We start from the raw sequence: 17,931 nt of genomic DNA on the forward strand, positions 1-17,931 counted from the left end.
GTGTCGCGGGGGCGGTGGGGCGCGGCCTTACACTCTTCGTGTTGTCGTCTATCGGTGCGATCTATCGCGTCAGCCTGAATGCCCTCCGCAACATGGGACCAGATGGCATTTTGCCAACGGAAGCAGTGGTCGCTGCGATTATCACCGGTGAGGATCGCATCATATCGCTTCCTCAAGTAATCGGTGCCGACGCTTACTTCCAGATACGCACCTACCTGCGCGAACACCCTGAAGCCATCCAGCTACAAGATGCCGAGTTGCAAATGATGCAGGCCGCAATCAACGGTTTCTTCGATTTCATCGCCGATCCGCGTGGTTTTATCAGCAACAACGCACCGGATTGATGAGATGAAGAATATCGGTCTTCTGACGGCCATGGCGGCCCTGCTTGTCGTGATGGGTGTGGCCGTGCCGGTGCTGGTCTTGGCAGGTATCGGTCTCCTGGCGTCGGGCCGCTGGGTGTTCGGGACACTGAGCCTCGCCGGTGCCGTTGTGCTTTTCTATCTCTTCGAATGGATGCGTGCGTTGCGGGCGCGTCTGAAGAGCCGGAACCAATGAGAGTTACTCTCGGCTGATCACTCGGTTGCGCCTACAGCGGTCCAATCCAAGAGCCTTGCCGTCACGCGGCTCAGCGACCCGCAGGCAGATGACCTGCTCCCCTGAAAGTCCGCAGCTTGAAATTAGCCTGTTCTCTACAGAACACGCGCGCCCGCGGCGATGCCCCGCCTACTGACCTCGTTGTGCAGCCCTCGGGCTAAGGGCCCAACTACGTGCTGGCCTGCACCGAGCGGGCCGAGTAGGGGGAGGCTCCCGTCTAACCACTTCGGAAGACGCAACACGAACCAGTCCAACAGCTTCCGCATGACGGGGCGTCTTCTCGCTTGCCGTGGCTGTCTTCATTGTCTTGGAAAGCGGCGGCGCAGTGGTTGCAGACGGTTCAGCGCGGCTAGAGGCGAAGGAGGCCGGGACTCATTGGCGTCCTCACTGCCATGCGCAAGCGTGACAACCCGCGAGAAAACCACCACAAAAAATCAGCAGGTTGCCGATCTTTTTTCTACCAAGGGGAAATGGTGGAGCCTAGGGGAGTCGAACCCCTGACCTCTTGCATGCCATGCAAGCGCTCTCCCAACTGAGCTAAGGCCCCGGTGAGGCGGACGTTTAGGGAATCGCGGCGGGGGGTTCAAGCGAAATTTTCGCCGCCCGCCGCTTTTCCCGCCGCGCCTCAGCTTTCGTCGTCGTCGGAGGCGACGTCGGCGATGTCGTCGAGCGAAACATCGTCATCATCGTCGTCTTCAAGCACGTCGTCGCCGAGATCGACATCGCTGTCATCATCATCGTCTTCGAGCACATCGATGTCGGCGTCTTCTTCCTCGGCCTCGACAGACTTCGGATCGGGCTTGTCGCCCTTCAGGGCCGAGCGGGCCTTGTTGCCGGTATCCAGCTCCACGACCTCACCGGTGTAGGGGCTCACAACCGGGTCGCGCCCCAGGTCATAAAACCGCTTGCCGGTGGTCGGGCAGACGCGCTTGACGCCCCATTGTTCCTTAGGCATCGAAATCCTCACATGCTTTAGGGTTCGAGCGGGGCCAATGCCACGACAACACAAGGCTGTAAAGGGGGTATCGGCCTTTCTTGCGGTGTTGCGGCAGGCTACTCTCGGGCGAGGCAAAACAGGGCAGGCCATGGGCATCATCACGTTACCGGGAAAGCCGGAGGTCGAGGTCACGCTGCGCCGCTCGGCGCGGGCGCGGCGGCTGTCGCTTCGGGTGTCGGGAGTTGATGGCCGGGTCACGCTGACCATGCCGCGTTTCGCGCCCGAGCGGGAGGCGCGCAACTTTGCCGCCGAGAAGGCCGGGTGGATCCGCGACAGGCTGGCCGAGCAGGCTCCCTTCGTGCCGGTGGAGCCGGGCGCGGAGATCCCGGTAGAGGGCGTGCTGCGCCGGGTCGAGGCCGCACCGGTGCGCCGGATTGCCCTTGAGCCACAGGCACTTCTGGTGCCCGAGGGCGCCACGCGTCTGCCTGCACGGCTTGGCGCCTTCCTGCGCGAGATCGCCCGCGAACGATTGGCCGAGGCCTCCGCGCGCCACGCCGCCGCGCTGGGCCGCCCGCACGGGCGCATCACCCTGCGCGACACCCGCTCGCGATGGGGCTCGTGCAGCCATGAGGGCAACCTGATGTATTCGTGGCGGCTCATCCTGGCTCCGCCCGAGGTGCTCGATTACGTCGCAGCGCATGAGGTGGCCCACCTGGCCCACATGGATCACTCCCCCCGTTTCTGGGCGGCCTGCGGCAAGCTCTGCCCGGGCTACGAGGCGCCGCGCCGCTGGCTCCGGCAGCACGGTGCGGCGCTTCACCGCTATGGCTTCAAGGGGTGAGCCTTTGCCGTTGACGGATCGCAGATTCGTGATCACGCTGTCGCCATGCTGATCCAGCCGCCGCCCACTGATGCCGCTCCGCCCAACCGCGAGGCTCCCGCCCCCGCCGGGGCTACCACCGCTGCGCATGACAGGGTCTACCGTGCGCTCCGCACCCGCATCATGCATGGCGAGCTGCTGCCCGGGCATGCGCTAACCCTCAGGGGAGTCGGCAAGGATTTCGGAGTTTCCATGACCCCGGCGCGCGAGGCGGTGCGGCGGCTGGCGGCGGAGGGCGCGCTGACACTCTCCGCCTCGGGCCGGGTGTCCACCCCTGTGCTCTCGAACGACCGGATCGAGGAACTGGCGGCGATTCGTGCGCTGCTGGAGCCGGAGCTGGCCACCCGTGCGCTGCCGAGGGCCCACATCGCGCTGATCGAGCGGCTGGAGGCGGTGAACGCCAACATCGCCGAGGTCACCGCGCGGGGCGATGCGGCGGGTTACATCCGCGCCAACCTCGAGTTTCACCGCACGCTCTACCTGCGCGCGCAGGCTCCCGCGATGCTGGCTCTGGCCGAAACGGTCTGGCTCCAGCTCGGCCCGACCATGCGGCTTCTCTATGACAGGCTCCGGCGCACCGAGGTGCCGCGCCATCACCGGCTCATCGTGGCCGCGCTGAAGGCGGGGGACGAGCCGGGGCTGCGGCTGGCGGTGCGCTCGGATGTCACCGGCGGGTTGCGGATGCTGGCGACCTAGGCGTGCAGGCGGCGCTCAGAGGCTCCGCAGCATCCCCTGCATCTCGATGCCGGAAATCTGAAGCGAGGCGGCCAGCCGGGCCAGAAAGCCCTTCTCCGACTGGCTGATCGTGCCGTCAGACACTGTCACCATCAGGGCCCCGCGCATCAGGGTTTCGCGCTGGTGGGCATCCAGCCCCGTGCCGAAGGCCTTGAACTCGGCATCGGTCACCTTCGTGGCGGCCATGCCGATGAGCCGTTCGATCTGCGCGGCGGAATAGGCGGTGCCGGTCAGCTTTTCGCTGGCGAAGGCAATGAGCTTCACCTCTTCGGGATCCACCACGCCATCGGCCTTGGCGGCATGGCACATCACGTCAAGCACGCGCTGGGCAAAGCTGTTTGCGCCGGTCATGGCCTTGCGACGCTTGCGGCGTCGGCCAGCGGCCAGAAGGCTGGTGAGGCCGAAGAGGCCGAGCGTCGCGCCAATGGCCGCCGAGCCGGCGAATCCGCTGACGAGCTGCGCCACCTGCATCCTGGGCTCAACCGGCAGGTCCGCAGGCACTTCGCCCGCTGCAACCAGGCGGGCCATGCGCTCGGACGACAGAGGCACGTATTGCGCGCCGGTGCACATCTCGTAAGACAGCGCATAGCTCTCCATCTCGCGCCAAAGGCCGATGCCGAAGAAGTGGTGCTTCTTGGTCAGGTGGCAGAGTGCCATCTGCCCGCCCGACCCATTGCCAACGCGGGTCGGTGCCACGAAGTGCAGCTGCTCGCTGACCATGACCGCCCCACCGCCACGGCGGGCTTCTGCCTCATGTGCCGTGGCCGAAAGCGCCACAAGGGCAACGGCTGCGGCGACTCCGAGTTTCTGCATCGGTTCGTCCTCTCGCTTTCCTCAACAATCCGGGCTCTTCGGCCCAATCTTTAAGAAAGCGTTAACAACCGATTGCGGCGCGCCTTTGGCACAACTGGCGCACGAAAAAGGCCGCGACATCTCTGCCGCGGCCCACTGTAACCTTCACATTTGAATCAAACGTGAATGGCCCCGTCGCCGCAGGCCAGCGCGCTCTCGCGCACCGCCTCCGAGAAGGTCGGGTGAGCGTGGCAGGTGCGGGCGACATCCTCGGCGGAGGCGCCGAATTCCATCGCCACGCAGATCTCGTGGATCAACTCGCCCGCCGCCGGGCCGATGATGTGGCAGCCGAGGATCCTGTCGGTCTCCTTGTCGGCCAGCATCTTCACGAAGCCCTCGGCCTGATGCACCGACTTGGCCCGCGCGTTGCCCATGAAGGGGAACTTGCCAACCTTGTAGGCCTTGCCCTTCTCCTTCAGGGTTTCCTCGGTTTCTCCGACACTTGCGACCTCGGGGGCGGTGTAGATCACGCCGGGAATGAGGCCGTAGTTGATGTGCGGCTTCTGGCCCGCCAGCATCTCGGCCAGCGCGGTGCCCTCGTCTTCGGCCTTATGGGCGAGCATCGGGCCGGGGATCGCGTCACCGATGGCATAGACGCCCTTCACCGCGGTCTGGAAGTGTTCGTCCACCTCGACCTGCCCGCGCTTGGTCATCTTCACGCCAAGCTCTTCGAGCCCGAGCCCTTCGACGTAGGGCTTGCGGCCGGTGGCGACCAGCACGGTGTCGGCCTTCAGTTCGTGGGCGCTGTCATCCTTGCGCAGCTTGTAATGCACCGTGGCCTTGCCACCCTTGGTTTCCACCTTGTTCACGGCGGCGCCCATAACGAACGCAAGACCCTGCTTTTTCAGGATCTTCTGGAAGTTCTTGGCCACCTCGGCATCGGCGCCGGGGGTGATCGCATCGAGGAATTCCACCACCGTCACCTTGGAGCCAAGCCGGGCATAAACCGAGCCCAGCTCAAGCCCGATCACCCCGCCGCCGACCACGACCATCTCGCCGGGCACCTTGCCCAGCTCCAACGCGCCGGTGGAGGTGACCACCACCTTCTCGTCGATCTCGACTTCCGCACCGGGGATCGAGGCCGGTTCGGAGCCGGTGGCGATGATGATGTGCTTGGCCTCATGCACCTCGTCACCCACCTTCACCTTGCCCGCCTCGGGGATGCTGCCCCAGCCTTTCAGCCAGTCTATCTTGTTCTTCTTGAACAGAAATTCGATGCCACCGGTGTTCTGGCCAACGGTCTTGTCCTTGTAGGCCTTCATCTGGTCCCAGTCGACGCTCGGGCTCTTGCCCTTCAGCCCCATCTCGGCAAAGTTGTGCTCCGCCTCATGCAGCAGGTGCGAGGCGTGCAGCAGCGCCTTGGAGGGAATGCAGCCGACGTTGAGGCAGGTGCCGCCAAGGGTTTCGCGGCCCTCCACCACGGCGGTTTTCATGCCGAGCTGGGCGCAGCGGATGGCGCAGACGTAGCCGCCGGGACCGGCGCCGATGATGATCACGTCATAAGAGGACATGGGCTCTCCTTTACCAAGATTCGGGGCATGCAGAATCGATACACAATCCATGCACAACCCATGCACATGTCATCCGACATGCGCGATTTTCGGGTGAATTCGTTAACGCGCCGCCCCGTCATGGCCGATGCTCCTGCGGCAGCGGCGTGCCCTGATGGAAGCGGGCCTGCCAGCCCTCGGGCGTTTCGGCCCAGAGGGTGGAGCGGGCGGCCCATTGAGTCTCGTCCGGGTAGCGGGTTTCGGAGGTGTAGGTGACGAGCGCGACGCCGGGCGCGATCTCGCGCGCCTCCAGCCCGTGCAGCGCCACCTTCGAGGGGCGGCCCTCGGAGGTGTCGGTTAGCAACTCCTCGCGGGTATAGCGGCGGCCCGAGCGGGCGAGCTCGAAGAAGTCGGGCGCCAGCAGCCGCTCGATTTCGGCGCGGTCATAGCCCGAGGCAGCGGCCCAGATCGCCTCTTCCAGCGGGGGGAGAGCGGCCAGATCGGTCATCCCGGCACCCGGGCGAAGGCACCCTTGCGGAAGAGGTGCCAGGCGAACCAGGCGAGCGCGACTGTCCCCGTCACTTCCAGCGCAGCGGCGAGGCTGACGAGCGGCGCAAACCAGAAACCCGCAGAGGCCGCGACCATGGCGCGGATCAGCAGCAGAGCAAAGCCGCAGAGCGCCCATGTGAGCGGCAGCGCCGCCACGTTCCGGGCGGGCAGGGCGGCGGAGAGGCCGAGCAGGCAGAGGGCGGGCAGCATGGCCAGCACGGCGAAGATGAGCAACCACGGCTGAAAGCCCCCGCCCGAGAAGGTGCCAAGCGCCAGCACGCCCGAGGTGGAGACCAGCCCCAGCGTAAACCCGCCCCGCCGCAGCGCATCTGCGGTGTCGGGTGAGAAGGTGAGGGTTTCTGCGCGGGTGATGAGGGTCATGATGAAGACCTGTCGCCAAACCCCTCGCGTTCCGGCAAATAGCTCGGAATAAACTCAGGGTAGCTCTTCGTATGAAGGAGCACGTTTATTTCATGCCTGTGAAGGTCTAAGCCCACAAGCATGCAACAAAGGCTGTATCTTTCGCGCCGGTCTTCAGACTCCGTTGAAGCATTAAACCTCTCTCCTAGCTTTTGATAAAGATCGTCTACCACGTCCTTTATGCGTGGATCGTCAAAACGAGTTGTAAGTTCGTGGGCGAACGTATTCCGCACTTTGGCTATGGAGCGCAGAGCCCTAACATCTTCGTCGTTTAGAATCCGCAACGCGCGGCAACATTCGAGGCGAGCTTTGAATGTTCCCAAGCCGTTCGTAGCTTTGAGTAGATCCTCTGCCTCCTTTGTTTCTGCAAAGTAAGATCGCAGGCAATCGGCCAAAAAGTTCTCAAAGTAAGAGCCAACGCATAGAACCAAACCGCGATCAGATTCGCTGTCCAATCCGTCCCAGAAAATGCTGTCCCTCCGATACATGGCCTTCATTGCTTCCTGCAATTGATCGTCGGAACCAAAGAGAGCAGCTTTGAGACTTGTGATCTTGGCCATAGTTAAGACGCTCGGCGGTCGATTGGCGCAGAACTGGCCAACGCCAGTTCTGCGAAGTTGTTTCACAGGTCCATCAGCAACCGGCGCGGGTCTTCCAGCGCCTCTTTCACCCGCACGAGGAAGGTCACGGCGCCTTTGCCGTCGACGATGCGGTGGTCGTAGCTGAGGGCAAGATACATCATCGGGCGGATCTTGATTTCGCCGCCGACAACCATCGGGCGGTCCTGAATTTTGTGCATGCCGAGGATGCCCGACTGCGGGGGGTTCAGGATGGGCGAGGACATCAGCGAGCCGTAAACGCCGCCGTTGGAGATGGTGAAGGTGCCGCCCTGCATCTCGGCCATCGAGAGCTTGCCGTCACGGGCGCGCGCGCCCTTTTCGGCGATGGCCTTCTCGATCTCGGCGAAGCTCATCGCGTCGGCGTTGCGGATCACCGGCACCACGAGGCCCTGTGGCGTGCCTGCGGCGATGCCCATGTGGACGAAGTTCTTGTAGACGATGTCGGTGCCGTCGATCTCGGCATTCACTTCCGGCACCTCACCCAGCGCGTGCACGCAGGCCTTGGTGAAGAAGCTCATGAAGCCGAGCTTCACGCCGTGCTTCTTGAGGAAGAGATCCTTGTACTCGTTCCGCAGCGCCATCACTTCGGTCATGTCCACCTCGTTGTAGGTGGTCAGGATCGCGGCGGTGTTCTGGGCGTCTTTCAGGCGGCGGGCGATGGTCTGGCGCAGGCGCGTCATCTTCACCCGCTCCTCGCGGGCCTCGTCCTCGGCGGCGACCGGGCCGCGCGGCGGGGCGGAGGGGGCGGGCGCAGAGGCGGCGGAGACGCCGGCCTGCACCGCCTTCATCACGTCTTCCTTCATGATCCGGCCATCTTTGCCGGTGCCCTTCACGTCAGACTCCGAGAGCCCCTTCTCGGCCATCATCTTGTTGGCGGAAGGCGCGTTTTCCACATCGGCGCCCTTGGCGGCGGTGGCGGCATCGGGGGCCTTGGGGGCGGCCTCATCCTTGCCGCCTTCGGCAGGCTTGGAGACGCCAGCCCCGCCAGAGGCACCGCCCATGACGGCGAGCTTGCCGCCCGCTTCCACGGTGGCGCCCTCTTCGGCGAGGATCTCGGTGATGGTGCCTGCGGAGGGGGCGGGCACCTCGACGCTCACCTTGTCGGTTTCAAGCTCGCAGAGCATCTCGTCGGCCTCGACACTGTCGCCCACCTTCTTGAACCATGTGGCCACGGTGGCCTCGGTCACGCTTTCGCCCAGGGTGGGTACCATCACGTCAACGCTCTCGCCGCTGCCGCCGGAGCTTTCGGCAAGCGCTTCGGCGGGGGCCTCATCGGCTTTCGGCTCTTCGGGCTTGGGCTCGTCCTTCGCCTGGGCCGCGCCTTCGCCGCCCTCGGAGATGGTGGCGAGCAGGGCGTCAACGCCCACCGTGTCGCCCTCGGCGGCGACGATTTCGCCCATCACCCCGGCAGCGGGGGCCGGCACTTCGACGGTGACCTTGTCGGTCTCCAGCTCGCAGAGCATTTCATCGGCGGCCACGGCATCGCCCGGCTTCTTGAACCAGGTTGCGACGGTGGCCTCGGTGACGCTTTCGCCCAGGGTGGGCACGCGGACTTCGGTGCTCATTGATCAGTTTCCTTCGATTCCGAGCGCCTCGTTCACGAGCGCTTCCTGTTGTGCCTTGTGCTGGGAGGCGAGGCCCGTCGCGGGAGACGCCGAGGTGGCGCGGCCGGCATAGACCGGGCGGCCATGCTTGGCCCCGATCCGGCCCAGCACCCATTCGATGTTGGGTTCGATATAGGTCCAAGCGCCCTGGTTCTTGGGCTCTTCCTGGCACCAGACCATATCGGCCCCCTTGAACCGCTCCAGCTCCTTCACGAGGCTGATGGCGGGGAAGGGGTAGAACTGCTCGACGCGCAGGATGTAGACATCGTCGATCCCGGCGGCGTCGCGGGCTTCCAGCAGGTCGAAGTAGACCTTGCCCGAGCACATCACCACGCGGCGGATCTTGTCATCTGCCACCAGCTTGGTGTCGGAGTTGCCGTGCTCCGCATCGTCCCAAAGCACCCGGTGGAAGCTGGAGCCGGTGGTGAATTCTTCCTTCCGGCTCACCGCCAGCTTGTGGCGCAGCAGCGACTTGGGCGTCATCATGATGAGCGGCTTGCGGAAGCTGCGGTGGATCTGGCGGCGCAGGATGTGGAAGTAGTTCGCCGGGGTCGTGCAGTTGGCGACGATCCAGTTGTCCTGCCCGCACATTTGCAGGAAGCGCTCAAGGCGCGCGGAAGAGTGCTCGGGGCCCTGTCCCTCGTAGCCGTGGGGCAGCAGGCAGACGAGGCCCGACATCCGCAGCCACTTGCTTTCGCCCGAGGAGACGAACTGGTCGAACATGATCTGGGCGCCATTGGCGAAATCGCCGAACTGGGCTTCCCACAGTGTCAGCGCGTTGGGCTCGGCAAGGCTGTAGCCATATTCGAAGCCCAGCACCGCGTATTCCGAGAGCATCGAGTCGATCACCTCGTACCCGGCCTGCCCGCTGCGGATATGGTTGAGCGGGTAGTAGCGCTCTTCCGTCTCCTGATGGATGAAGCCCGAGTGGCGTTGCGAGAAGGTGCCGCGCGTGCTGTCCTGCCCGGCAAGGCGCACCGGATAGCCCTCGGTGAGCAGCGAGCCGAAGGCCAGCGCCTCGCCGGTGGCCCAGTCGATGCCCGCGCCCTTCTCGATCATCTCGGCCTTGGTGCCCAGCATCCGCTGCACCGTCTTGTGCAGGGCATAGCCCTCGGGCGCGGTGGTGAGTGCCTTGCCGACCTCATCGAAGGTCTCCTCGGCAATGGCCGTCTCGCCGCGCTGATATTCTTCGCCGCGCCGGTCGAGATGCGACCAGCGTCCATCGAGCCAGTCGGCCTTGTTGGGCTTGTAGTTCTTCCCGGCCTCGAACTCGTCATTCAGGTAGGCCTGGAAAGCCGCCTTCATGTCTTCGATCTCGCCCTCGGGGATCAGCCCGTCCTTCACCAGCCGCTCGGTGTAGAGGCTCAGGGTCGTCTTGTGGCCCTTGATCCGCTTGTACATGATCGGGTTGGTGAACATCGGCTCGTCGCCTTCGTTATGCCCGAAGCGGCGGTAGCAGAAGATGTCGATCACCACGTCCTTGTGGAACTTCTGGCGGAACTCGGTGGCCACCTTGGCGGCATGCACCACGGCCTCCGGATCGTCGCCATTCACGTGGAAGATGGGTGCCTCGACCATCAGCGCGATGTCGGTGGGGTAGGGCGAGCTGCGCGAGAAATGCGGCGCGGTGGTGAAGCCGATCTGGTTGTTCACCACGATATGGATGGTGCCGCCGGTGCGATGCCCGCGCAGGCCGGAAAGGCCGAAGCACTCGGCCACCACGCCCTGACCGGCAAAGGCTGCATCGCCGTGCAGCAGAATCGGCAGCACCTGGGTGCGCTCCTTGTCGCCCCGCTGGTCCTGCTTGGCGCGGGCCTTGCCCAGCACCACCGGGTTGACCGCCTCGAGGTGCGAGGGGTTGGCGGTGAGGCTGAGGTGCACGGTGTTGCCGTCGAACTCGCGGTCGGAGGAGGCGCCGAGGTGGTATTTCACATCGCCCGAGCCATCCACATCCTCGGGCTTGAAGCTGCCGCCCTGAAACTCGTTGAAGATCGCGCGGTAGGGTTTGGCCATGACGTTGGCCAGCACCGAGAGCCGGCCCCGGTGGGGCATGCCGACCACGATATCCTTCACGCCCAGCGAGCCGCCGCGCTTGATGATCTGTTCCATCGCGGGCACCAGCGCCTCGCCGCCATCAAGACCGAAGCGCTTGGTGCCCATGTATTTCACATGGAGGAACTTCTCGAAGCCCTCGGCCTCGACCAGCTTGTTCAAAATCGCCTTGCGCCCCTCGCGGGTGAAGGCAATCTCCTTGCCCAGCCCCTCGATGCGCTCCTTCAGCCACGAGGCTTCCTCGGGGTTGGAGATGTGCATGTACTGCAGCGCGAAGGTGCCGCAGTAGGTGCGGCGCACGATGTCGATGATCTGGCGCAGCGAGGCGAATTTGAGGCCCAGCACCTGGTCGATGAAGATCGGCCGGTCCATATCAGCATCGGTGAAGCCGTAGCTCTTCGGGTCCAGCTCGGGGTGGGGCGTCTGGTCCTGCATGCCAAGCGGGTCGAGATCGGCCACGAGGTGGCCCCGGATGCGGTAGGCGCGGATCAGCATCAGCGCGCGGATGCTGTCGAGCACGGCGGTGCGGACCGCCTCTTCGCTCACAACAGAGCCCTGCGCGCCGGCGGCCTCCTTGATCTTCTTTGCAGCCCCCTTGCCCTCGGGCGTGGCCTCGGCGGGCCACTCGCCGGTGAGCGCGGCGGTCAGGTCATCCCCGGGCACCGGCGGCCAGTCCTTGCGGGCCCAACTCGGCCCCTTGGCCTCGGCCTTCACATCGGTATCGCCATCGCCCAGCTGCCGGAAGAACTCCGCCCACGCGCCATCGACCGAATTCGGGTCATCGGCGTATTTGGCATAGAGTTGTTCGAGATAGGCCGCGTTGTGCCCCTGCATGAAGCTGGAGGCGTGGAAGAGGTCGTTGGGGCTTTGGTCGGTCATGGTTCAGTTCTTCGTAAGGGCCGAAGTGGTGAGGAACGCGCCAACATCTTCGCGGCCGGGCCGGGCGGTATTGAAGATGGACTGGTTGACGTGGAAGGTTGTGGCGAAGGCGCCCGCAACAGAGAAGGCAGCGGGCTCGACGTCGTGCACCCGGAGGATGGCGTGACCATCGTCGTGCCGCCGATCGTAAGGGCCAGCCGGCAGGGTGAACACGGTGCCTGGCTGGGCGACGAGAGTGCAGGCGATGTGGCCGTGGCGGCTCTCGATGGCCAGAACTTGGCCGGCGGGCGAGGTCAGCAGCGTGGCAGCCTCGGCGCGGGACTGCCCCTGTGCGCGGCTCTCCCGGTAAATCTCCGCCATCCGTGCGGTGACCTCGTCGCTGTTGCGGTCGGACTGGTAGACCGAGGCGATGGTGAGCGCCTCCTCCGCCCGCGCCACATTGCCGCCGGGCGTCCAGCCAAGGGCCTCCAAGGCGGCGGCGGGGTCGGGCGTGTCGGCGGGCGCTGCGAAGCAGAGGTCCATCACCGCGGCGACATCGGCGGCCGCGCCGCTCGGGCCGGGCGGCGCGGCATTGACCGTCATCTGATAGCGCACTTTCGGCGGGAGCCCGTAAAGTGCTTCGAATGCATCCGGCGCGATCCGCATAGACAGGCTGACCCCGCCGTTTTGCATGGCGCCCGCATCGGCTCTCTGGTCGATCCAGCCTTCGGGAAATTGGTATGGCCCCGCATCGGGCAGGTTGTCGTGCAGCGCGGCAAAGGTCGCGCCCTCCGGCAGGGCGATCTCGCAGGTATGGGCAGGCCCGACACCGGGGGGGAACGTGCTGACCATCACCTGCACGTAGCTGCGACCCTGCGGGCCAATGAACTGCGGGCTTTTTGCAGCATGGCGCACCGCCATGGCACTCTTCTTTGCCCGCAGGTCGCTCTCGCTCGCATACATTTCACGGGCCTTGGTTTCCGCACCGGCCACATCCCCGCGCCCGGCGGAGCCAGCCGCGATCGTGTAAAGCGCAACGCTCGTCGACAGCTCGAAGATCGCATCGGCGTCCGCCTCGGTGATCGGGCGATACCCTGCCGCTGCAAGTCGCGCGGCCAGGACCTCCGCTCCCGCGGCATGCTGGCACGCGTCGATCGCCGTTAGGCCCACCGGTTCGGCCGCCGATGCGGGCGTCGTACAGAGCTGCGCGCAGGCGAGCAGGCCGACCGGGGCGAGGGCATTTCGCCCCCCCGGCCGATCCGTCCGCCCTGCGCCGCGCATGCCCATGCTTCAGCCAATCGCCTTCAGCACGGCTTCGCCCAGCGTTGCGGGGCTGTCGGCCACCACGATGCCTGCGGAGCGCATGGCTTCGATCTTGCTCTCGGCGTCGCCCTTGCCACCCGCCACGATGGCGCCGGCGTGGCCCATGCGGCGGCCCGGAGGGGCGGTGCGCCCGGCGATGAACCCGGCGACGGGCTTCCAGCGGCCCTTCTTCTTCTGTTCGGCGAGGAACTCGGCGGCCTCTTCCTCGGCGGAGCCGCCGATTTCGCCGATCATGATGATCGACTGGGTCTCGTCATCGTCGAGGAACATGTCGAGCACGTCGATGTGCTCGGTGCCCTTGATCGGGTCGCCGCCGATGCCCACGGCGGTGGACTGGCCGAGGCCCGCGTCAGACGTTTGCTTCACCGCCTCGTAGGTGAGCGTGCCGGAGCGGGAGACAACGCCGACCGAGCCGCGCTTGTGGATGTGGCCGGGCATGATGCCGATCTTGCAGGCGTCGGGGGTGATGACACCGGGGCAGTTGGGGCCGATGAGGCGGGAGGTCGAGCCCTCCAGCGCGCGCTTCACCGCCATCATGTCGAGCACCGGGATGCCCTCGGTGATGCAGACGATCAGCTCCATCTCGGCGTCGATCGCCTCGAGGATCGAGTCGGCGGCAAAGGGCGGCGGCACGTAGATGACCGAGGCATTGGCCCCTGTCTCATGCTTGGCCTCATGCACCGAGTTGAAGACCGGCAGGTCAAGGTGGCTCTGCCCGCCCTTGCCGGGGGTCACGCCGCCGACCATCTTGGTGCCATAGGCGATGGCCTGCTCGGAGTGGAAGGTGCCCTGCGAGCCGGTGAGGCCCTGGCAGATCACCTTGGTGTTTTCATCGACGAGAATGGCCATCGGTGGTTTTCCTTGCTTCTTGGTCAGTGCGCCGCATCGGGCGTCCGGGTGATTACGGTCATGCTCATTGCGGGATCACCGCATAAGCGTTGAGGCGAAAGACGCCGGGGCCCATCGAGCCCATCATGATTGCCTCGGGCGGGTCCATCGCGCCGAGGAGGGTATATTCGCGCCGGTCGTTCAGGTGGCCCTTGGGCATCATGGCGAAATGGCCGACAGGGGGCATTTCTTCCATCACCTTGCCACCCGACATGGTGATGCCCTCGCCCTCGGGCACAAGGTCGAGAAAGGCGGCTTCGACCGGCTCCACCGGCTCCTGCCCGGCGATCCCGCCCACCTGCTGCACCATGCATTCGCGCATCTCGGTGCCCGCGCCGTAACGGTAGGCGCCGATCACCAGAAAGTCGCCCTCGCCGGTGGCATAGGTGACCCACGAGCCATCGTCGGTTTCGGCAAAAACCTTCTCGCCGCCCGGGCCGGGCACCGTGGCCACCCCGCGCAGCGCCTCGATCCCCTGCATCGCCGGGCGGCAGTAGGCGTCGAACAGCTCGAAGGCGCGGGGCACATCGACTGCGGCACTTGCCGGTGCGGCGGCGAGGAGAAGGAGGAGGGCGGCGGCGCGCATGGCTCAGTTGCCCTCCGGGAAATAGAAGCGCACGTCATTGCTTTCGGGGCCCACGCAGACCGGGTCTTGCCCGCCCGAGGTAAGGCCCACGCTGCTGCCGCTGGCCAGTGTCCAGCCCGCGCAGCCGTCGATCTCGGTTGGCGTGGGGGCGAGGCCGGCGGCGTAGAGGAAGTTTTCCAGCACCAGCGCCGCCTCTGGCGAGGGCTGCGTGGTATGGGCGACCGAGCAGATCTCGCCATCCATGTAGAGCGTGACGTAGATCGGCGCATCGGCGTGGCTGATCTCGATCATGCCCATCCCGGCATCGCCGAACACCCGCCATCCCTCGGCCTCGAACCGAGCCGCCGTCGCCCCCGCATCGCCATTGCCCAGAAAACAGGCCGCAAAGGCCCCCACCTGCGCCTCGATGCCCGCAGGCTCCGAAAGCTGCTCCGTCATCGCCTCAAGCGCGGCAACGTCCTGCGCCGCCGCCGGGAGGGCGGCGAGGCAGGCGAGGAGGGGGAGGGCGCGGTGCATTTACTTGAATACTCCATCGACGCTGACGGTTACGGCCGTTGTTGGGATGCTCTCGATGGTCGATATACCAACCACATACTCGCGCCCGTCCTTGCGGAAAATCCAGCCGTTCGTCATCGCAAATTCGGACACCCCGTCGAAGTTGGCCGTCAGGGATGCCTCCAGTAACGGGCGCAGGCCTTCATGCAGCCGCCCCGAGGACACGCGGCACTCGAACAGGCCAGGCTTTCCGGACAGCGCGGTGATTTTGAGTGAGCCCATGTGCCCCGCCGCATTCTCGTAGGAGCGCACCTTGCCGCCTCTGGCTTCACCGACCTTCGTGAAGCCTTTCCGCTTTGCGGCGGCCTCAAACTCCGTGGCGGTTTTGGCCGCCGGAGAGATACAGAGGCGCAGTGCAGAGGCGACCAAGTCCCGATCGTCGAGCTTCGGAGGCACCACGAGCTGCGCCACCGCCGTGAGGGACAGCCCGGCGAGGATCGGAACAGAGAGCAAGAACGCCCGCACCTGTCTAACTCCTACCCCTTCACCGCCTTCACGATCTTCTCGGCGCCGTCGGAGAGGTTGTCGGCGGCGATCACGTCGACGTCGGAGTTGTTGATGATCTCCTTGCCCTTCTCCACGTTGGTGCCTTCAAGGCGCACCACCAGCGGCACCTGAAGGCCGACCTCTTTCACCGCGGCGATCACGCCCTCGGCGATCACGTCGCAGCGCATGATGCCGCCGAAGATGTTCACCAGGATGCCCTTCACGTTCGGGTCGGAGGTGATGATCTTGAAGGCTTCGGTCACCTTCTCCTTGGTCGCACCGCCGCCCACGTCGAGGAAGTTGGCAGGCTCGGCGCCGTAGAGCTTGATGATGTCCATCGTCGCCATGGCAAGGCCCGCGCCGTTGACCATGCAGCCGATCTCGCCGTCGAGCGCGATGTAGTTGAGGTCGTATTTGCTGGCCTCGAGCTCCTTGGGGTCTTCCTCGGTGGTGTCGCGCAGTTCGGAGACATCGGGCTGGCGATACATCGCGTTGCCGTCGAAGCCGAGCTTGGCGTCCAGCACTTTCAGCTCGCCGTTGGGCATGAGGATCAGCGGGTTGATCTCCAACATCTCCATGTCCTTCTCGATGAAGGCCTTGTAGAGAATGCCCATCAGCTTGACGCATTGCTTCACGGCGGCGCCCTCAAGCCCGAGGGCAAAGGCGACTCGGCGGCCGTGAAAGGGCTGGTAGCCGGTGGCCGGATCGACGCTGAAGCTGAGGATCTTCTCGGGCGTCGCGGCGGCGACCTCTTCGATGTCCATGCCGCCCTCGGTGGAGCAGACGAAAGACACGCGGCTGGTCTGCCGGTCCACCAGCAGGGCGAGGTAGAACTCGGAGGTGATGTCCGAGCCATCCTCGATGTAGATGCGGTTCACCTGCTTGCCCGCCGGGCCGGTCTGGTGGGTGACGAGGGTCTTGCCGAGCATCTTCTTGGCTTCCTCGGCGGCCTCTTCGACTGACTTGGCCAGGCGCACACCGCCCTTCTCTCCGGCGGAGGCTTCCTTGAAGGAGCCCTTGCCGCGGCCGCCTGCGTGGATCTGCGCCTTCACAACCCAGAGCGGGCCGTCGAGCGCGCCGGCGGCGGTCTTGGCCTCGTCGGCCTTCAGCACGGCACGGCCATCCGAGACCGGGGCGCCGTAGGAGCGAAGCAGGGCCTTCGCCTGGTACTCATGGATGTTCATGAAGGTGTTCCTCAAGCTGCGGTTTAACCCGTCATTGGCACAGCCAGCGGCCAAGGCAAACAAAAAACACCTTCAATTGCGGGGGTTGGGTGTGATTAGTGCAATTTGTGATCACAGCAAATAATGGTGTGATCACATCTTAACAGAGTGCTACCGCTATCAGGAGAATCACCCTCTGGGTCGCCGAGCGGGGCTGGCCAGCGCACTGCGGCGGCGGTATCAATGCCGCCATGAGCGAGACCCCAGACACCGATCCGATAACCGCGCAACGCGCCGGACCAGGCCCGACCTTTGCCGTGACAGCCACCGTGCGGGAGCCGGTGGAACTGGTGCTCGCTTTCGTGGCGCATCACCTGGAAATCGGCGCCCGTGAGGTCATCATCAACCTCGACGACCCGGATGACCCGGTGCGCGCGTTTCTCGGCAGGCACCCGCAAGTCAGGGTGGTGAGCTGCACCGATGACTACTGGAACCGGGTGACCAACGGGCGCGGGCGACCGGACAACCAGAACGCCCGCCAGGCCATCAACGCCACACGGGCCTACAGGCGCGGAAGCGCTGATTACCTATTGCATCTTGATGCCGACGAGTTCCTGCACATGTCGCGCCCCTTCGCCGAAGAGGTGGCGCGTCTGGAGGAGGGCGACGTGTGGCTGCGCGTGCCAGCGGTCGAGCGCTGCTGGCTGGCGGGCGATGCCTCCGACCACATCTTCTCCGGCGTCTTCCGCCACCCGATCAAGAAAGCCCCGCGCATCGTCAGCCGGATCTATGGCGAAGAGGTTGCCCCCTATCTCGCCAACGGCCTTGCGGGCGCGTCCCACGGCAAGCCGCTAGTGCGTAGCGGGCACAAGGTGCAGGTGCAGGTGCATGCCGCCAAGCTGGCGGGCAAGGACGGCGGCTGGGCGCCGCACAAGAGGGCGACGGGCCTTCAGGTGCTGCATTTCGACGGGCTGACGCCCCTGCACTGGGCCGCCAAGACCCTGCGCTACGCTGAACAGGGCGACGGCGCGGTGGGCCGGATGCTGCACGATGAGCGCGCGCGTCAGGTGCGGCACGTGCGCGACAACATCTCTTCCATGCCCGAGCTCCTGCGCTTCTTCCGCAAGATCACCGGGCTCACCCCTGAGCAGGCCCGCGCCCTCACCGAGCACGGCCGCCTGAGCGCCCTCAAGATCGACCCGGAAGCGGCCATGCGCCGGGTGTTCCCCGAGGTCGAAGCAGATTTCTCATTCCGCGCGTTCGACATGAAGCTTGGCAGCGAAAACGCGAAACGGCTGATGAAGAAGATCGTGGCCAATCAGGCGGCGTGACCGGG

The 17,931-nt window shown here is 65.3% G+C and carries 19 protein-coding genes and 1 tRNA gene; 5 read left to right on the plus strand and 15 right to left on the minus strand.

Annotation, left to right across the window (positions count from 1 at the left end; all coding sequences use genetic code 11):
* Together DYI42_RS11870 and DYI42_RS11875 are read left to right on the plus strand one after the other, a co-directional pair.
* Positions 1–344, plus strand: a 344-nt coding sequence (locus DYI42_RS11870; RefSeq protein WP_213546153.1) for a hypothetical protein, incomplete at its 5' end; no start/stop codon positions are given.
* Between the two features lie 4 nt (positions 345–348).
* Positions 349–558 (plus strand): hypothetical protein, encoded by a 210-nt coding sequence (locus DYI42_RS11875; RefSeq protein ID WP_213546154.1) that lies wholly within the window; start codon positions 349–351, stop codon positions 556–558.
* A 510-nt stretch (positions 559–1,068) separates the two neighbouring features.
* On the opposite strand, the gene DYI42_RS11880 is transcribed toward DYI42_RS11875, so the two are convergent.
* Both DYI42_RS11880 and DYI42_RS11885 read right to left on the minus strand, forming a co-directional pair.
* Positions 1,069–1,144: transfer RNA gene (locus DYI42_RS11880), tRNA-Ala, on the minus strand.
* Positions 1,145–1,222: 78 nt separating this feature from the next.
* The gene (locus tag DYI42_RS11885) at positions 1,223–1,552 is read right to left on the minus strand and encodes a TIGR02300 family protein (protein WP_213546155.1); all 330 of its coding nucleotides are present in this window, start codon (positions 1,550–1,552) and stop codon (positions 1,223–1,225) included.
* Positions 1,553–1,682: 130 nt separating this feature from the next.
* Between DYI42_RS11885 and DYI42_RS11890 the strand changes: the two genes are divergently transcribed.
* Positions 1,683–2,375, plus strand: coding sequence for a M48 family metallopeptidase (locus DYI42_RS11890; RefSeq protein ID WP_213546156.1), 693 nt, complete (start codon positions 1,683–1,685; stop codon positions 2,373–2,375).
* 45 nt (positions 2,376–2,420) lie between these two features.
* Entirely contained in the window at positions 2,421–3,110 is a 690-nt protein-coding gene (locus DYI42_RS11895) for a GntR family transcriptional regulator (RefSeq protein WP_213546157.1), read from the plus strand.
* A gap of 15 nt (positions 3,111–3,125) precedes the next feature.
* Here the strand turns inward: DYI42_RS11895 and DYI42_RS11900 are convergent, their stop codons facing one another.
* The 13 genes from DYI42_RS11900 to sucC all read right to left on the minus strand — a co-directional run bounded on the left by DYI42_RS11900 (position 3,126) and on the right by sucC (position 16,616).
* Positions 3,126–3,962: a TerB family tellurite resistance protein gene (locus DYI42_RS11900; protein WP_213546158.1), complete on the minus strand. Its 837-nt coding sequence runs from the start codon at positions 3,960–3,962 to the stop codon at positions 3,126–3,128.
* Positions 3,963–4,117: 155 nt separating this feature from the next.
* Positions 4,118–5,512 carry a dihydrolipoyl dehydrogenase gene (gene lpdA / locus DYI42_RS11905; RefSeq protein ID WP_213546159.1) on the minus strand — a complete coding sequence of 465 codons (1,395 nt, stop codon included), beginning with the start codon at positions 5,510–5,512 and terminating at the stop codon, positions 4,118–4,120.
* Positions 5,513–5,630: 118 nt separating this feature from the next.
* Positions 5,631–5,999: a nuclear transport factor 2 family protein gene (locus tag DYI42_RS11910; RefSeq protein ID WP_213546160.1), complete on the minus strand. Its 369-nt coding sequence runs from the start codon at positions 5,997–5,999 to the stop codon at positions 5,631–5,633.
* Positions 5,996–6,421, minus strand: a complete 426-nt coding sequence (locus DYI42_RS11915; protein ID WP_213546161.1) for a hypothetical protein — start codon at positions 6,419–6,421, stop codon at positions 5,996–5,998. Before DYI42_RS11915 ends, DYI42_RS11910 begins: the two co-directional genes overlap by 4 nt.
* On the minus strand, positions 6,418–7,020 hold the full coding sequence (locus tag DYI42_RS11920; RefSeq protein WP_213546162.1) for a hypothetical protein: 603 nt from the start codon (positions 7,018–7,020) through the stop codon (positions 6,418–6,420). Before DYI42_RS11920 ends, DYI42_RS11915 begins: the two co-directional genes overlap by 4 nt.
* A 62-nt stretch (positions 7,021–7,082) precedes the next feature.
* The gene (gene odhB, locus DYI42_RS11925) at positions 7,083–8,645 is read right to left on the minus strand and encodes a 2-oxoglutarate dehydrogenase complex dihydrolipoyllysine-residue succinyltransferase (RefSeq protein WP_213546163.1); all 1,563 of its coding nucleotides are present in this window, start codon (positions 8,643–8,645) and stop codon (positions 7,083–7,085) included.
* A gap of 3 nt (positions 8,646–8,648) precedes the next feature.
* A complete protein-coding gene (locus tag DYI42_RS11930) occupies positions 8,649–11,615 on the minus strand; it encodes a 2-oxoglutarate dehydrogenase E1 component (RefSeq protein WP_213546164.1) in 2,967 nt (988 codons plus the stop codon).
* Between the two features lie 3 nt (positions 11,616–11,618).
* Positions 11,619–12,764 carry a hypothetical protein gene (locus DYI42_RS11935; RefSeq protein WP_213546165.1) on the minus strand — a complete coding sequence of 382 codons (1,146 nt, stop codon included), beginning with the start codon at positions 12,762–12,764 and terminating at the stop codon, positions 11,619–11,621.
* 120 nt (positions 12,765–12,884) lie between these two features.
* Positions 12,885–13,766: a succinate--CoA ligase subunit alpha gene (gene sucD, locus DYI42_RS11940; protein WP_213546166.1), complete on the minus strand. Its 882-nt coding sequence runs from the start codon at positions 13,764–13,766 to the stop codon at positions 12,885–12,887.
* A gap of 64 nt (positions 13,767–13,830) precedes the next feature.
* Positions 13,831–14,391, minus strand: coding sequence for a hypothetical protein (locus DYI42_RS11945; RefSeq protein WP_213546167.1), 561 nt, complete (start codon positions 14,389–14,391; stop codon positions 13,831–13,833).
* Positions 14,392–14,394: 3 nt separating this feature from the next.
* On the minus strand, positions 14,395–14,907 hold the full coding sequence (locus DYI42_RS11950) for a hypothetical protein (RefSeq protein WP_213546168.1): 513 nt from the start codon (positions 14,905–14,907) through the stop codon (positions 14,395–14,397).
* The gene (locus DYI42_RS11955; protein ID WP_213546169.1) at positions 14,908–15,411 is read right to left on the minus strand and encodes a hypothetical protein; all 504 of its coding nucleotides are present in this window, start codon (positions 15,409–15,411) and stop codon (positions 14,908–14,910) included.
* Between the two features lie 11 nt (positions 15,412–15,422).
* Positions 15,423–16,616 (minus strand): ADP-forming succinate--CoA ligase subunit beta, encoded by a 1,194-nt coding sequence (gene sucC / locus DYI42_RS11960; protein WP_213546170.1) that lies wholly within the window; start codon positions 16,614–16,616, stop codon positions 15,423–15,425.
* Positions 16,617–16,846: 230 nt separating this feature from the next.
* Here sucC and DYI42_RS11965 point away from each other — a divergent pair, with 230 nt between their 5' ends.
* A complete protein-coding gene (locus DYI42_RS11965) occupies positions 16,847–17,926 on the plus strand; it encodes a glycosyltransferase family 2 protein (protein WP_213546171.1) in 1,080 nt (359 codons plus the stop codon).
* Positions 17,927–17,931 lie beyond the last annotated feature (5 nt).

The organism is Vannielia litorea (genome assembly GCF_018424695.1).
Classification (GTDB): Bacteria; Pseudomonadota; Alphaproteobacteria; order Rhodobacterales; family Rhodobacteraceae; genus Vannielia; species Vannielia litorea_A.

Bases quoted from the DNA above. Each gene is read 5' to 3' on its own strand.
- sucC (WP_213546170.1), bottom strand. From the start codon at position 16,616: ATGAACATCCATGAGTACCAGGCGAAGGCCCTGCTTCGCTCCTACGGC.
- DYI42_RS11945 (WP_213546167.1), bottom strand. From the start codon at position 14,391: ATGCGCGCCGCCGCCCTCCTCCTTCTCCTCGCCGCCGCACCGGCAAGT.
- lpdA (WP_213546159.1), bottom strand. From the start codon at position 5,512: ATGTCCTCTTATGACGTGATCATCATCGGCGCCGGTCCCGGCGGCTAC.
- DYI42_RS11885 (WP_213546155.1), bottom strand. From the start codon at position 1,552: ATGCCTAAGGAACAATGGGGCGTCAAGCGCGTCTGCCCGACCACCGGC.
- DYI42_RS11920 (WP_213546162.1), bottom strand. From the start codon at position 7,020: ATGGCCAAGATCACAAGTCTCAAAGCTGCTCTCTTTGGTTCCGACGAT.
- DYI42_RS11965 (WP_213546171.1), top strand. From the start codon at position 16,847: ATGAGCGAGACCCCAGACACCGATCCGATAACCGCGCAACGCGCCGGA.
- DYI42_RS11890 (WP_213546156.1), top strand. From the start codon at position 1,683: ATGGGCATCATCACGTTACCGGGAAAGCCGGAGGTCGAGGTCACGCTG.
- DYI42_RS11930 (WP_213546164.1), bottom strand. From the start codon at position 11,615: ATGACCGACCAAAGCCCCAACGACCTCTTCCACGCCTCCAGCTTCATG.
- sucD (WP_213546166.1), bottom strand. From the start codon at position 13,766: ATGGCCATTCTCGTCGATGAAAACACCAAGGTGATCTGCCAGGGCCTC.
- DYI42_RS11895 (WP_213546157.1), top strand. From the start codon at position 2,421: ATGCTGATCCAGCCGCCGCCCACTGATGCCGCTCCGCCCAACCGCGAG.
- DYI42_RS11910 (WP_213546160.1), bottom strand. From the start codon at position 5,999: ATGACCGATCTGGCCGCTCTCCCCCCGCTGGAAGAGGCGATCTGGGCC.
- DYI42_RS11950 (WP_213546168.1), bottom strand. From the start codon at position 14,907: ATGCACCGCGCCCTCCCCCTCCTCGCCTGCCTCGCCGCCCTCCCGGCG.
- DYI42_RS11875 (WP_213546154.1), top strand. From the start codon at position 349: ATGAAGAATATCGGTCTTCTGACGGCCATGGCGGCCCTGCTTGTCGTG.
- odhB (WP_213546163.1), bottom strand. From the start codon at position 8,645: ATGAGCACCGAAGTCCGCGTGCCCACCCTGGGCGAAAGCGTCACCGAG.
- DYI42_RS11915 (WP_213546161.1), bottom strand. From the start codon at position 6,421: ATGACCCTCATCACCCGCGCAGAAACCCTCACCTTCTCACCCGACACC.
- DYI42_RS11900 (WP_213546158.1), bottom strand. From the start codon at position 3,962: ATGCAGAAACTCGGAGTCGCCGCAGCCGTTGCCCTTGTGGCGCTTTCG.